Genomic DNA, 14,269 nt, shown 5'->3' with positions numbered 1-14,269 from the left:
AAGGCGTCAATAAAAGCCCTATGGGAAGGATGGTTCAAACTACAAACCATCCTTGAAGGTTACGATTTGGCCCGTTCTCTTGAGGCTGACTTGTGATCAAGAGACAGGCTAAGTAGCCGCCTTCTCACACACACATTGCAGGTTTTATGCTGCAGTCTTCTCTTCTGTTTGAGCCACTTCTTTGCCATCGGCAGGAAGCAGTTCCAAGTCAAAAGTGAATTCATCTACGCGAACCGCTAGTTTACGCTTCTCGTTGTAATCGTGCAGTTTCGTTGCTTCTTCAGCCGTAATAACACCGCGCTCAGCCATTTTGTTAACCACATTCTCGAAAGAAATGAATGGGATAACCGGCTCTTTACGCATCGCTTTTTGCACTTTACCAAGTAGAGGCAACACGGCGTGCTTAGCTTTGAACGCTTGTTCGTTGATGTCGTTGCCGTCGCCAGCAATTGGTTTAACTAAGTGCGTCAACTGGTCTTTGGTGGCGTTGTCTTGCAACGAAGCCATAGAAAGCTCACGTACCAAGTCATCGCTAATACCTGAAACACTGTTGCTGTAGGTGCACGTTAGTAGGCGCATCAAGCCACGTGTAGCAGTGTTCGGGAAGTTGCTCACAAAATTAACCAAGGCTTGCTCAGCTTGTTGTAATGACCATTGCATTGCATAGTCGAAGTAAGGCTTAGCTTCAGCACGGTTTTCAGCGCGCTGCTCGTAATAACGAATTGCTGCCATTGCACCGTACAAATAACTCATCACGTCACCTAGGCGCGCAGAAAGTAGTTCTGCTTTTTTCAAATCACCGCCTAGCACAGCCAGTGATAAGTCAGCCAAAGGCGCTAGCTTTGCAGAAATGGCATTCAAGCGCGCTTCGTACTTGCGTACTTCAGGCAATGAAGACTCTGAACCGCGAGTAAACGGCAAATAGCTCTTGCTCAAGCTGCGGAATGCGTTTTTCACGCTAAAGCCAATCGTTTTGCGCAATACTTTGTTGAATTGACCGTCAGCCGATTTTTCGTTGCTGTAAATCAAATCAACCATTTCTTTCAAATATGGGTGACAACGCATCGCACCTTGACCGAAGATCATCAGGTTACGAGTAAGAATGTTCGCCCCTTCAACAGTAATTGCGATAGGCAATGCATTGTAGCCAGCCGCTAGCGTGTTTTGCGGGCCGCGCTGAATCGCTTTACCTGCTTGTACATCCATTGCCGCGTTTAACACGTCACGACCAAGCTCAGTCATGTGGTATTTGGCAATGGCGGTTACTACTGATGGTTTAAGGCCTAAACCCAAACCTTCTGTAGTGAGTACACGCATCGCTTCTACCAAATAAGTTTTACCTGCAATTTCAGCTAATTTTTCCTGAATACCTTCAAAGCGACCAATTGGCAAACCAAACTGTTCACGTACAAATGAGTACTCAGCAGTGCCTTTAAGGGCAACTTGTGATGTTGCTGTACCCATGGCAGGTAGAGAAATACCACGACCTGCACCCAAGCAGCTTACTAGCATCTGCCAACCGCGACCGATGTTCTTTTGACCACCGATAATGAAGTCCATAGGAATAAATACATTGTTACCACGAGTGGTACCATTGTAGAAACGCACGCCCATAGGATCATGGCGATTACCGAGTTCAACACCTGGGTGTGATTTAGGTAGCAAGGCACAGGTAATACCGAGTTCAAGCTGTTCGCCAAGAAGTTGGTCTGGGTCGAATACTTTGAAAGCAAGTCCAAGTACCGTGGCAATGGGGGCTAGTGTGATGTAACGCTTGTCCCAAGTCACAGACAAACCAATGACTTCTTCGCCGTTCCACTCGCCTTTAGTGACGATGGCTGCGTCTGGAATACCGCCTGCATCTGAACCGGCTTCTGGGCTGGTTAGTGCAAAACAAGGAATGTCTTCGCCCACAGCTAAGCGTGGTAGCCAGTAATCTTGTTGGTCTTTGGTGCCGTAGTGCATCAATAGCTCACCAGGACCTAACGAGTTAGGTACCATTACAGTTACCGCTAGTGCACCACTTTTCGCTGCGATAGTCGCTACGATTGTCGAGTTGGCGTAAGGGCTAAACTCAAGACCGCCGAATTTCTTAGGGATAATCATCGAGAAGAAACGGTTTTTACCCAAAAAGTCGAGGACTTCCTGAGGAATATGTTTGCCGTTGCCCAACTCAAAGTCGTCAACCATGCCAAGTAATTCTTGAACAGGGCCTTCTAGAAAGGCTTTTTCTTCAGCGCTTAATTCGGCTTTAGGAATAGCACGTAGTGCCTGCATATCAGGTTTACCCTGATAGATTGAAGACTCAATCCAAATGTCACCCGCGTCTAACGCTTCTTGTTCGGTGACTGAAATTGGTGGCAATACTTTCTTTAAGCTAGTTCTGATACTCATAATAACTCATCCGCTCATCTGACCAGTTGTTTTAGCTAATACTACACCGTTTTAACAAAAGATCAAATATTCGCGTTTTTTCCCTGTAAATAATTTGTTTCACTTGGCGGAAATAATGCCTAGGTGTTTGTATTTAATATGTTTAATGGCTTAATTTAAATAACGTATATCCATTAACAATACGCAAGGAAGTGTAGATGGTCGTTGCGGTATTATTTGCGATACCCCGTGTCACTTGCTTAAATCAGCGTGCATAGCAAATAATAACAGTTCCATTTTTTTATATTCGGGAGTTTTCCATGCATCGACTTAAGCAAGGATGCGTTATGGCGTTGGCGTTTTGCTGTTGGCCGGTTTTTGCTACAGGCTTTGTTTCTGTGGGCGCGGGATGGTCAACAACTGATATCAATCCGGTATCAAAAGATGCAACAGGTTGGCGCGCGAGCTTAGGATATAGCATTCACCCGCAATGGGATGTAGAAGTAGGCTATTTAAGTTTGTTGTCAGGGAAAACGATACCCAGTGGTGCCGAGCATGGCCAAATTTCCCTCGATGCTGATGTTTACTATTTAGGGTTACTGGGCAAAGCCGGTAATGAAACCGGAGAGTTGTTTTATCGCGTAGGAGTGGGTCAAGCAAATGTTGCTAGCCAGCCTAGTGAAGATGGCGACATTGGGTGTAATGGGGGGAGTGGATCTATCGTCGACCGAATGAATGTGTATTGTGGTTTTGATGAGTCCTATTTAGCCATGATCCTCGGGCTGGGTTTTGACTACTATTTTACCGACCATTTAGCAATTCGGTTTGAAGGTGATTATCTTTTTGGTGAAAATGATACCAAGTCGACAATGGCAGCCGTGAGTCTTAAAGTGTTTTTTTAAGGCGTTAATACTGGTGTTGCCTTTGTCAATCATAGGGCAAAATGTTGCTGGGCCAATGTGTGACAAGCCCACAGTATCGTGATCATTTTTCCGCCTAGCACGTATTCACCTAGTATCAGTTGTTAGCGAGGTAATCGAGTGAAGAACGAATTAGACAGCAAGTTTTTATTGAGAATTTTTGACAAGATCCGCAATCACGCTGAAGTGAAAGACGAAAAGTATTTTTTAGAAGGTATTACAGCGTTCACAGATTTTGACGGTTACACCCTTTATATCGAAGACGCACGTGTGCATCTTCGTTTTGGTTTCCACAACCAATACCACTTCGACTATCAGTCAGAATCTGATCTGGAAAGTTTTGAGAAGAAACTCAAATATATAGATACTCACTATTGAAGTGAGGCCCAATTCACCAAAGATTACGTCAGGTTTTCTATTCTCGTTAGCTCTTTTGCCATTGCGCTTAGTGTTACAGGCTTCGATAAGTAACCATTCATGCCGTGGGCTTCACACTTTTGGCGATCACCATTCATGGCGTTGGCCGTTAAGGCAATGATTGGGATGTGATGGTACGCGGCTAGTTCGGGCGACTGGCGGATAATTTTACTGGCTTGATAACCATCCATTACTGGCATTTGGCAATCCATAAGCACTAATTGGTACTTGGATGCAGGCTTGTTTAGCATCTCAATGGCTTCTTGCCCGTTATTGGCGATATCGTGAGAATAGCCAAGATTCTTGAGGAGTTCAGCGGCAACCAGTTGATTAATTTTGTTGTCTTCTACCAATAGTACATGACCACGTCGGTCACCTTGGAAGCGCTCAATTTCATTTTGTTGGCGTTCTACGCTGCCTAAATCGGTGTGGAATAAATCGGGTAGGGAATTAAATTTTGCTTGGTTTAGTCTTTCGCTTAGCGTGTTCATTGATAGGGTGGGAGTGAAATACCCGTTTGCACCTGCGTTATCAAACTCGCTTGCTAAACCAATTTTCCACTTCGACGCAGTGCCAATAATCAAGCAATGTTGATACTTAGGATGGTGGCTGAGTAATTTACAAAACTCCGCGCCATTCATGCCTTCTAATTCACGTTGAACCACTATGGTAACCGGCAGAGACGCTGTTTTTAACCATGCCATTGCCGATTTTGCATCACTCACATGGGTTAAAGAACAGGCGCAATGTAATGCTAATTTTTGCCAGTAAGCATGTAATGCTTCACTGTTTGCAACCAGTAATATCGGTGAGGGAGTATCACTGGGAAGCGTTTCTTGTTGTGCTTCTTGTGACACCAAAGGCAGAGTGACAGAAAACGTTGACCCCTTGCCAGATACACTGGTGGCAGTGATACTTCCTTGCATTAACGACGTGAGCTGGTGGCTAATGGCTAAGCCCAAGCCGGTACCGCCAAAGCGGCGTGTGGTCGAAGTATCGAGTTGTTCAAAGGGTTTGAACAGTTGTGATAGCTTTTGCTTCGGAATGCCAATGCCCGTATCGGTAATATCGAAGGTCACTTTATTGCGCTTGCAAGCTACCGTGAGTGACACTTCGCCCTTTTCGGTAAACTTCACGGCGTTTGACAATAGGTTGGTGAGTATTTGGCGCAATCTAACCGGGTCACCTTTCATGTAATTGGGTGTCATTGGCGCGACATCCAAGGTGAGCGATAGGCCTTTTTCGTTGGCTTTTAAACGGTTAACCTTAGTTACACTGATCAATAGCGCATGCAGGTCAAACACGATATTTTCGATATCCAGCTTCCCTGCCTCAATCTTAGACACATCCAAAATGTCGTTGATGAGTTCTAGTAGCACATTGCCGCTTTCTTTAGCCAAGTCGAGGTATTGTTGTTGTTTTTCATTTAACCCTGCGGCGGCAATCAATTCGTGCATACCCATAATGCCATTAATTGGGGTACGAATCTCGTGGCTCATATTGGCTAAGAAAGCCGATTTAGCCCGGCTGTTTTCCAGCGCCTTCTCTTCGGCTAATTTTAACTGTGAAATATCTTGTAGCGTGCCGCGAATACGAATAGGTTGGCCATTTTTATATTCAATTTCGCCCACCGCTCTTACCCAAATGTCTTTTCCTTTGGCGGTTCTAAAGGTGCATTGTAAATCCCAGGGCTTGCCTGTTTCTAAAGCGAGGTTAATGGCATCGCTGATTTCTGTTTTCGATTCACCGGTGTAATAGTTTACGGCGTCTTTAATGTCTATTCGGTGGTCGTACGGCAGCTCGTGAATGTCAAAGATACTATCGCTCCACGTGAGTTGGTCATACTGGAAGTCGTACTCCCAACCGCCAATTTTAGCCATAAATCCAGTCGCTTTGAGTATTTCATTTTGCCTATTACTGGTGGCTTCGGCCTTGCGCAGCGCGCTCATGTCTTTGCCGACATAGAGATAATGGGGTTGATCTGAATGAGACAGGGTGATGGGGGCAATAGAACAGCTGATTGATAAAATATCACCGTTGCTGGATTCCCAAGGCCATTCAGCATCGTGTATCGGATTGCGCAACGCGGCTCGATTGATCAATTGTGTGAGCTTGCGTTCATTCGTTGGCGCCGGTAATGCAAGGTGCGCGAGTACGGCTTGTCGCGTGGCGTGATTAAAAAATTGGTCTGGAGATGCTTTGCCGATTAAGTCTTTTGCCGAAGTGTGGAGTTGTTGTTCTGCAAATTTATTGCAAGATTGGATCACGCCGTCACTGTCGGTCGTAATCAGTAACAAGTTCGCATTGTCTAAAATGGTCTGTTGCAACTGATAGGCTTGTTGGAGCTGCTGTTTAAGCAAAACCTGATCGGTAATATCGGTTTCGATCAAAAAATATGAGGCGGTGTCATTTTGAGGCTGTTTTTTTATTGATGCGGCAACCCAATACTCGCCAAAAATAGGGTGCTGGTGACACACTTGTAAACGGAATAAGTCGGTTTTCTTTATACTCGCTTTGGCTTTGTCTTCGTCACAGTGCTCAGCTGTTTGATTTATCCAGTTAAACGCGGGCATCCCCGTAATGTCGTCGCTTTTAAGCCCTGATATTGCAAAAAAGCGCTCATTGCCCCAGGTTATGTTGAAGTCCTCATCCAAAAACAAAACTGATGATTCACTCTGATTCACCATAGTTTTAGATATGCTGGGCTTTTGTTCTGTGGCTGTAACATGCATCACCCACCCTGCAAATTCATCAGAATAGGCGCAAAACACACTAACATTTGGGTCATTGAGGTCGACGCGCAGCGGCGATGCGCAGCGTTGCAACTGAGAGGCGATTGAACTGGCGTTGTCGCGGCCAATTATGTGCGCTAATAGCACGGGGGCACCTAAATCTGAAGGCTCTAGCCCAAGCAGTTGCCCAGCGGCTGCATTCGCAAACAGCACGCGACTGTCAGTAGTGATAAATAGAATACCCGACGGGACGGCATTCCATGCTGCTTTTATCTCTGTCGTTAACTGTGTAGTCATACCATCCTATGATCGCGCACGTTGGTAGTTTTAAGTTACAATCGCAGTCCAAATATCGGTTACAATCGCGCTTCATCATAACAACCTTGCGCAAAAAGCAAAATAAAGGAAAGCAATTTGTCAGCAGCAATTACGCCTCCCTCGTTTAAATGGGGATTTTTGGCGCCCAAATACTGGCCTGTGTGGTTTGGGGCCGGTCTTTTGTACACATTAACGTGGTTACCGTTTCCGGTGTTAACTCAGTTAGGTCGGGGCACGGGATGGGTACTGGGTAAGTTGGCCAGTTCAAGAGTAAAAGTCGCCCGACGAAATATTGAATTAATGTACCCAGAAATGCCAGAGGCTGAGCGTGAACGCTTAGTGCAAGAAAATGTGCGCCGAGCCGGAAACGCGTTATTTGAAACCGCAATGGGGTGGTGGTGGCCTAAGTGGCGAGTTCAAAAACACGCAGAAATTGAGGGCTTTGAACACGTAGAAGCGGTTCTTGCTCAAGGTAAAGGCGTGTTTGGTATGGCGCTGCACAACATGAACTTAGAGTTTGCTTGTCGCATTGTGGGCTATAAGCAACCGGCAATTGCGTTTTATCGCAAGCACAACAACCCCTTGATGGATTACTTGCAATATCACGGTCGAAATCGTTCAAACAAGTACATGATTCACAAACGCAACGCGCGCGCGTTGTTGGGAGCATTAGACCAGAATGAGCTATGCTTGTATTTACCCGATCAGGATTACGGACGAGCGCAAAGTGTTTTTGTACCTTTTGGAGGTGTGAAAGACACCGCGACAACCACAGCGACCTTGATGTTTCCCCGTAGAGCTAACTGCGTACCTTTGTTGGTGACGTCGCAATACACGCGTAATGGGTACAAGGTGAAGTTTTATCCACCGATCCCAGAGATGACCGAAATGGGAGACGAAGAGGCGTTAACATTTTTAAATGCAAAAATTGAAGCCATTGTGAACGAGCAACCAGAGAGTTACTTGTGGATGCACAAGCGCTTTAAAACGCGTCCCGATCCAAACGACGCCAGTTTGTATTAAGATTGTGCTTGTTTCGTCGGAAGTAATTCTTCGGTAGTAAGTCGCAGTGCATGTATTTGTCAGCCTGCAATTATTGAGGCATGATGGAACGACATGACATATTGTGAAATGAAGCAACAACGCGGAGTCGCCAGGCGTTATGGCAAAGAAATCATTTTCTAGTTCGTTATTTTGGGCTAAACATTTAGCGTTAGCCCTAGTAGTGGTGATTGTTGCGGGCGTGGTCATTCAATTGCAGTTAAGTAACTCATCGTCATCTGTACCGGTCGATGGCCCGAAAGAAAAGTCAGTGTCTCAAGGTTTGAGCGATTTCTATCGAGAGTTTCGTATGACATCGACCGATCCTAAAGATGAAGAAAAAAGTGAGTTTGCTCTCGACTTGCCCAATTCAGACTTATCGGTTGATGAACAACTGACTGCAATTAGCGGGAACTTAAAACCTGTCAGCACAAAGTGGGAAGGCGAGCAAAAGTATCGCACATTCAAAGCGGGAAATACCCTGCGTGAAGCCATTACTTCATACGCACAACAAGAGGGAATGCGCGTCATCTGGGGGCTTGACCAAGATTTTGTGATCAAACACCAGTTTCAAATGGACGATACAATTCTCGGTAGTCTGAGTCAGATTGCGAGCGCGATCGACAGTAATTTTGAAGGCGAAGTTAAAGCCTACATATGCCCTGACCAACGTTCTCTTGTGGTGACTTCAGAGCACACGGATTACCTAAAAAATTCGTGCCGAGTTGCGCGATAACCGGTTTTGCTGACGGCAAGGGTTATTCGCGCTTATCAATATGACCAAATAAGCGATCCCAAATCTTAGTTACAGTGATGCGGCTTTGGTTGATCTGGTCAGTTTCTGCTGCCAATGATTCACCTGAAAGCGTTAAGTGGTGATAGGAGTCTCTCAGTGTGAGGTAGGCTTGCTGGAGCGCAATCGCATCAACGTCGTCAATGAGCCCCGCGGTTTTGACCGACTCAATAATGCGCAAATTATCCGACCATTCAGTTAACATTACCGCATTATGGGCATGGGCCAATACCCAATATTGAGCAATAAACTCAATGTCTGTTATGCCGCCTTCACACTGTTTTAAATCTACGCCATCCTGCGTGTTTTTCAGTAAGTGATGACGCATTTTTGCCCGCATATCCGAAACATCTTGTGCCAGTTGTGCCAAAGGTCGCTGGCGGCATAATGTTGCTTGTCGGATGTCGGTAAAGGCTTGTTTTAACTCGGCGTCGCCATATACAACGCGCGCTCTCACCAGAGCTTGATGCTCCCATGTCCATGCTTCGTTTTCTTGGTAATGGGAGAAACCCGAAATATGGCAGCACAATAGCCCCGCATTCCCAGCCGGACGCAAGCGCAAATCTGTTTCGTATAACTGACCCAACAGCGTATTGGTATTGAGTAAATGCATGATGCGCTGAGTCAGCTTAATGTAGAATTGTTGGGCTGACACAACCTTAGGGCCATTTGTATCACTTTGCTGAGGCGCATTATGGATAAAAACAAGGTCGAGATCAGAGCCGTATCCGAGTTCAAAACCTCCCATTTTTCCATAGGCTATGGCTGCAAAGCCTTGCTCACCGTCTTTGAGATGACCCGGTGCACCATATTTTTCTGTGATCTGGTACCAAGCCGCACGTATGACATTGTCGAGTACCACTTCGGCAAGTGCGGTGAGTTTGTCACTCACTTTGGCCACAGGCAACGAGCCTGAGATATCTGCTGCAGCAATGCGCAATTGCTGGCATAACCTAAACTGTCGCCATTGGTCCATTAAGGTTTCGACATCATCAGGCTCTATGCGTAAGGTGAGCTGTTGTAGCTCACTGCGATAATCCAGATAGGCTTGAGCAATATCGGTCTGTTGTGCTTGCAGATAAACGGGAGACAAGAGTTCATCAAGTAGCAGAGGAAATTGCCTAATTTGTTGTGTGATCCAATCGCTTTTTTCGCACAATCGGAATAACTGTGCGTTGACGTCGGGGTTCTCAAGCAACAAGTCTAGGTAGGTTGTTCTGCCAGTAATGGCGTTGATAACCGTTAAAATGCGTTTTAATACCGCGACCGGCTGATGGGCATGTTTGGTTAACACCAGATAAATAATTTCTGGCATGAGCTTATTCAGCGAATCTTCCCCTCGTTGACCAATGCGATATTGACGAAGCTGATGGCGAAAATTAAACAGTGTGTGATAAACCTCTTCAGCTTGCTGATCTGATAGGGGCGGCTGAATGAGCGCGATAATGTCGTCTTTTGGGAGCGCTAACAGCCACGCATCTTCACAGCGTTGAAATAGGTTGTCGTCATCGTGATCAACATCGTTGGGTTGCTCAATAATAGAATTAAAATGTTGATTAATGCGCTGCATTACAGACTCTGTGTGGGTTAACAAGGCTGTAAAGTCAGTAAACCCCATCACAGATGCACAAACAGATTGTGCCCAAGGTGCATCAGGTAGAGTTTGGGTTTGTTCGTCGTTAAATTCTTGCAGGGTATGTTCTAGCTTGCGCAAATAGAAATAATCGTCGAGTAAACTGCTGGTCACGTCCTCGTCTACTAAATCTAACTCTGGCAAAGCATGTAGCGTCGCGACTAAAGATTTACTTTGCAGTTTTGCCTCTCTTCCACCGTGAATAAGTTGAAAGCTTTGGGCAAAAAACTCTACTTCTCGAATACCGCCAGCCCCTAATTTAATATTGTTGGTTAAGCGCCTGCGACGGGTTTCTTTTGCAATGAGTTGTTTCATTTCGCGTATAGCGTCTAGGGTGGTGAAGTCGAGGTAGCGGCGAAACGTAAACGGGTGCAATATTTGCGACAACTGCTCAGTGTACGGGGTCTCTTCATTTAAGATGCGCCCTTTGAGCATCGCGAACCTTTCCCACTGCCGCCCTTGTTCTTGATAATAATCTTCCAGCGCCGCGAAATGCATCACCAGAGGGCCGCTTTCTCCAAATGGCCGCAAGCGCATGTCTACTCGAAATACTTGGCCATCGGCGGTAACTTTATTGAGTGCGGCAATGAGTTTTTGCGCCAGTTTAGTGAAAAACTGCTGGTGTTCGAGTGCACGTCGCTTGCCCGCAATTTCCCCTTTTTCTGGGTAACAAAAGATCAAATCGATGTCGGAGGAAAAGTTAAGCTCTCGACCGCCGAGTTTTCCCATTCCAATGATTAACATGGGTTGTGGGCCATGGGAGCCAACGGGCACGCCATATAGCTGTGTGTGTTGCTGATAAAGCCAGTGGTAAGCGCTCATTATTTGACAATCAGCGAGTTGTGAAACTTGCTCCAGCGATGCCTGAATACTTTGACGCTGCATGAGGTCGCGCCAAGCCACGCCGATCATATGTAATTGCCGAAAGGCTCTCAAGGCGCGATGAAAATCGGCTTCTTTTTCAATGTTTTCCAATTCGGGAGCAAGGGTTTGGCACACTTGCGCAATATCAATGTGGTTATGCCAATTGTGGTCAATAATATGCTGCAACCGTTCAGGATGACTAATGCAGTGTTCGGCAATAAAGGCCGATAAGCCGAAAGCGTGGCATATCTCACTTTTGTGTGCCGCTAAGGCATGCTGGTATTGCGCAGGCAGTCGCAGCCAGTTTTGTTCACCTTGTTGATTGATAACACTGTTATTTATTGTTGTGCTAGGCATAATATGACACTTTAATTTTGCGCTGTAGTTATATAAGCGGAGTCTGGCACAAACGCCTGATAAGCTCCAGTGAGATAACCCACGCCGAAAACACGAAAACAAGAGGTTATGTAATGGATGCGTTAGTAAAGCTGGTGCCATTAACGTCTGATTTAGGCGTATACGTCGCTATCGACGTTGCACTTGCTATATTACTGTTGCTGCTGATGAAGTGGCTCTCTGGGTTCATGCGGAAAAATTCTGTCGCTGAAGAGCTAGGGATAAAAGACAATTTTGCCTTTGGCATTAGCGTGGCAGGAAGTATGTTGTCGTTGTGCATCGTGTTGGCTTCTGTGGTCGGGCGGCACGTTGGCCAAGGGTACGACGAAGCCGCCATTGGTATGCTCAAGTTTGGTGTCATCGGTATCATTCTGGTGAAAATTGGTCGCTTTGCCTTCGACAAGCTGGTGCTCGACCGTATGGATACCGAAAAGCTGATCAGTGAGAAGAGTGTGAGTGTAGCATTGGCCGATGCCGCCAATGTGGTCGCCAGTGCGATCATACTGCGCAGTATGATGCTGTGGGTGGATGGTAGTGATATGAACGCAATTATCGCGATAACCAGTGGCTTTGCGGTGGTATTAACCCTGATGCTGGTGATGACCCGCATTTATGAAGTGCGTTACGCGATGAATAATCAGAACGATTCCTTTCAAGGCGCTTTGAGAAAGGGCCAACTGGCATTGGCACTGGAGTATTCTGGTAATTTACTCGGAACAGCCATGATAGTGTCTTCGGCGGGTGACTTGCTAGTGTATTCTCCCTCCGGATATGTGAGCAATATCACAGGGTGGTTAGTGATCAGCGTGATCTTGTCTTTGGCTTTGTGGGTGTTGGCGGCGTTATGCAAGCGGGTTATTTTAACAGGGCTTAATTTTCGTCAGGAAGTGGACCAACAACACAATGTGGGGATTGCCGCCGTTGAGTTTATTCTCAGCATTGGATTGGCGATGATAATCAGCGGCATTATCACATAGGCTAGTTCACGGCTACTCGTTCAGTCACAAAGGTTGGGGGCATTTCGCCCTCAATTAATTTACACTTGGTCTTTTTGGGCTGCCGTTTGATCCAGTGTTCTAATTTAAGCGCTTCCGACTTTCCCGTTACTTTAAAAATACAACGGAAATAGCAAGGGCCTTTCCCTTTTAGCGCCTTAGCGCCGCCTGTTAATTCTCCATTGTGTTGCCGCAACCGACGAGTGGGGTTGGTGGTGATCCCCGCATAGAGTTGTTGATGCTTATTTTCGACCAAATACACAAACCAATCTTTGGTCGAGGTTAGCTCATCCGTACCGTTCACTGTTATACTTGCTCCAGTTTATTTTTTTAGTGGTAACCCCATGACTTTACCAGATTTTACTCAAGCGCGTGTTCTGATTGTTGGCGATGTAATGCTCGACCGTTATTGGAGTGGCGGCACTGGCAGAATTTCCCCTGAAGCACCGGTACCGGTAGTGAATATCTCCGACACTGAAGATCGACCAGGGGGCGCGGCGAATGTGGCAATTAACCTTGCTGCGTTAGGCGCCAACGTGAGTTTGTTTGGTTTAGTGGGCGATGATGAAAATGCCCGTATTCTTACGAAAAAGCTGGAAAGCTATGAGGTGAATTGCCACTTCACTCCATGTGATGGGTTTGCAACCATCACCAAGTTACGAGTAATGAGCCGAAACCAGCAGCTATTGCGTATGGACTTTGAACGCAGCTTTGCAGAAGTAGACAAAGAGGCTTTGAATCAAGGGTTTGCAGCCCAGTTAGCCGATTGCGATTTAGTGGTGTTGTCTGATTATGCCAAGGGGTGTTTGAGCGAGGTACAAACGCTTATCTCATTGGCGAAACAGGCTAATAAGCCGGTTGTTGTCGACCCTAAAGGCAGTGATTTTGCAAAGTACGCGGGAGCAACGTTAATCACGCCAAATATGAGTGAATTTTCGGCTATTGTGGGCGAAACAGCATCTGAAGCCGAATTGATCGAAAAAGCGCAACAATTGAAAACGGCACTTAATCTCGACGCGTTGTTACTGACTCGCTCTGAGCAGGGTATGACACTGTTTGAAGGCGAGCTTCCTGAATTCCATTTACCCGCCAAGGCAAAAGAGGTGTATGACGTAACGGGAGCTGGCGATACGGTTATTTCGACCTTGGCAGCGTCTATGGCTGTGGGGCAGTCTTTGAAACAGTCATGTGTGTTGGCCAACATCGCTGCCAGTATTGTGGTTGGCAAACTGGGTACATCTACCGTCACAACCACTGAACTGGCTATCGCAACAGGCAAAAACGCGGCTTTGGACGGCGGTGTTATGAACGAAGATCAATTGATTATTGCCGTAAAAGAAGCACAAGCCAGAGGCGAAAAGGTGGTGATGACCAATGGTTGTTTCGATATTTTACACGCGGGTCATGTGTCTTACCTTCAAGCCGCAGCGAAACTTGGCGATAGACTCATTGTTGCCGTGAATACCGACGCCTCTGTCAGCAAGCTAAAAGGCCCTGGCCGCCCAGTGAATAATTTAGGACGTCGTATGGCGGTATTAGCCGGCCTTGGCGCGGTAGATTGGGTTGTTCCTTTTTCAGAAGATACACCTGAGCGACTGATCAGTGCCGTATTACCTGATGTATTGGTTAAAGGCGGCGACTATAAAGTGGAAGATATTGCGGGAGGCAAAGCCGTGTTAGCCAATGGCGGGGAAGTAAAAGTTATGCACTTTGAAGACGGTGTATCTACAACGGGCATTATCGCCAGTATTGTTGAGCAATATACCTAAGTGGCACGATAAAAAGGA

At 46.3% G+C, this 14,269-nt stretch carries 10 protein-coding genes; 6 read left to right on the top strand and 4 right to left on the bottom strand.

The window, feature by feature from the left end:
* Positions 1 to 144: 144 nt before the first annotated feature.
* On the bottom strand, positions 145 to 2,394 hold the full coding sequence (locus ACXAH6_RS09520) for an acyl-CoA dehydrogenase (protein ID WP_474876422.1): 2,250 nt from the start codon (positions 2,392 to 2,394) through the stop codon (positions 145 to 147).
* Between the two features lie 299 nt (positions 2,395 to 2,693).
* Between ACXAH6_RS09520 and ACXAH6_RS09515 the strand changes: the two genes are divergently transcribed.
* Both ACXAH6_RS09515 and ACXAH6_RS09510 read left to right on the top strand, forming a co-directional pair.
* Positions 2,694 to 3,275 carry an outer membrane beta-barrel protein gene (locus tag ACXAH6_RS09515; protein WP_474876421.1) on the top strand — a complete coding sequence of 194 codons (582 nt, stop codon included), beginning with the start codon at positions 2,694 to 2,696 and terminating at the stop codon, positions 3,273 to 3,275.
* A gap of 138 nt (positions 3,276 to 3,413) precedes the next feature.
* Positions 3,414 to 3,671 carry a DUF3081 family protein gene (locus tag ACXAH6_RS09510; RefSeq protein WP_474876420.1) on the top strand — a complete coding sequence of 86 codons (258 nt, stop codon included), beginning with the start codon at positions 3,414 to 3,416 and terminating at the stop codon, positions 3,669 to 3,671.
* Positions 3,672 to 3,694: 23 nt separating this feature from the next.
* Here the strand turns inward: ACXAH6_RS09510 and ACXAH6_RS09505 are convergent, their stop codons facing one another.
* The gene (locus ACXAH6_RS09505; RefSeq protein ID WP_474876419.1) at positions 3,695 to 6,739 is read right to left on the bottom strand and encodes an ATP-binding protein; all 3,045 of its coding nucleotides are present in this window, start codon (positions 6,737 to 6,739) and stop codon (positions 3,695 to 3,697) included.
* 117 nt (positions 6,740 to 6,856) lie between these two features.
* Between ACXAH6_RS09505 and lpxL the strand changes: the two genes are divergently transcribed.
* Both lpxL and ACXAH6_RS09495 read left to right on the top strand, forming a co-directional pair.
* On the top strand, positions 6,857 to 7,783 hold the full coding sequence (lpxL, locus tag ACXAH6_RS09500; RefSeq protein ID WP_474876418.1) for an LpxL/LpxP family Kdo(2)-lipid IV(A) lauroyl/palmitoleoyl acyltransferase: 927 nt from the start codon (positions 6,857 to 6,859) through the stop codon (positions 7,781 to 7,783).
* Between the two features lie 139 nt (positions 7,784 to 7,922).
* Positions 7,923 to 8,537 (top strand): TcpQ domain-containing protein, encoded by a 615-nt coding sequence (locus tag ACXAH6_RS09495; RefSeq protein ID WP_474876417.1) that lies wholly within the window; start codon positions 7,923 to 7,925, stop codon positions 8,535 to 8,537.
* Between the two features lie 22 nt (positions 8,538 to 8,559).
* Here ACXAH6_RS09495 and glnE read toward each other — a convergent pair whose 3' ends face one another.
* Complete coding sequence (gene glnE, locus ACXAH6_RS09490) at positions 8,560 to 11,448, bottom strand: bifunctional [glutamate--ammonia ligase]-adenylyl-L-tyrosine phosphorylase/[glutamate--ammonia-ligase] adenylyltransferase (RefSeq protein ID WP_474876416.1); 2,889 nt, start codon at positions 11,446 to 11,448, stop codon at positions 8,560 to 8,562.
* Between the two features lie 113 nt (positions 11,449 to 11,561).
* On the opposite strand from glnE, the gene ACXAH6_RS09485 reads away from it, so the two are divergent.
* Positions 11,562 to 12,464: a DUF350 domain-containing protein gene (locus ACXAH6_RS09485; RefSeq protein ID WP_474876415.1), complete on the top strand. Its 903-nt coding sequence runs from the start codon at positions 11,562 to 11,564 to the stop codon at positions 12,462 to 12,464.
* Between the two features lies 1 nt (position 12,465).
* Here ACXAH6_RS09485 and ACXAH6_RS09480 read toward each other — a convergent pair whose 3' ends face one another.
* A complete protein-coding gene (locus ACXAH6_RS09480; RefSeq protein WP_474876414.1) occupies positions 12,466 to 12,786 on the bottom strand; it encodes a GIY-YIG nuclease family protein in 321 nt (106 codons plus the stop codon).
* Between the two features lie 40 nt (positions 12,787 to 12,826).
* On the opposite strand from ACXAH6_RS09480, the gene hldE reads away from it, so the two are divergent.
* Entirely contained in the window at positions 12,827 to 14,251 is a 1,425-nt protein-coding gene (gene hldE, locus ACXAH6_RS09475; RefSeq protein ID WP_474876413.1) for a bifunctional D-glycero-beta-D-manno-heptose-7-phosphate kinase/D-glycero-beta-D-manno-heptose 1-phosphate adenylyltransferase HldE, read from the top strand.
* Positions 14,252 to 14,269 lie beyond the last annotated feature (18 nt).

The sequence above is a fragment of the Alteromonas sp. ABE4_545 genome (genome assembly GCF_056161325.1).
The sequence above is the reverse complement of the archived record's forward strand: the minus strand, read 5'-3'. Positions and strand labels throughout refer to the sequence as shown.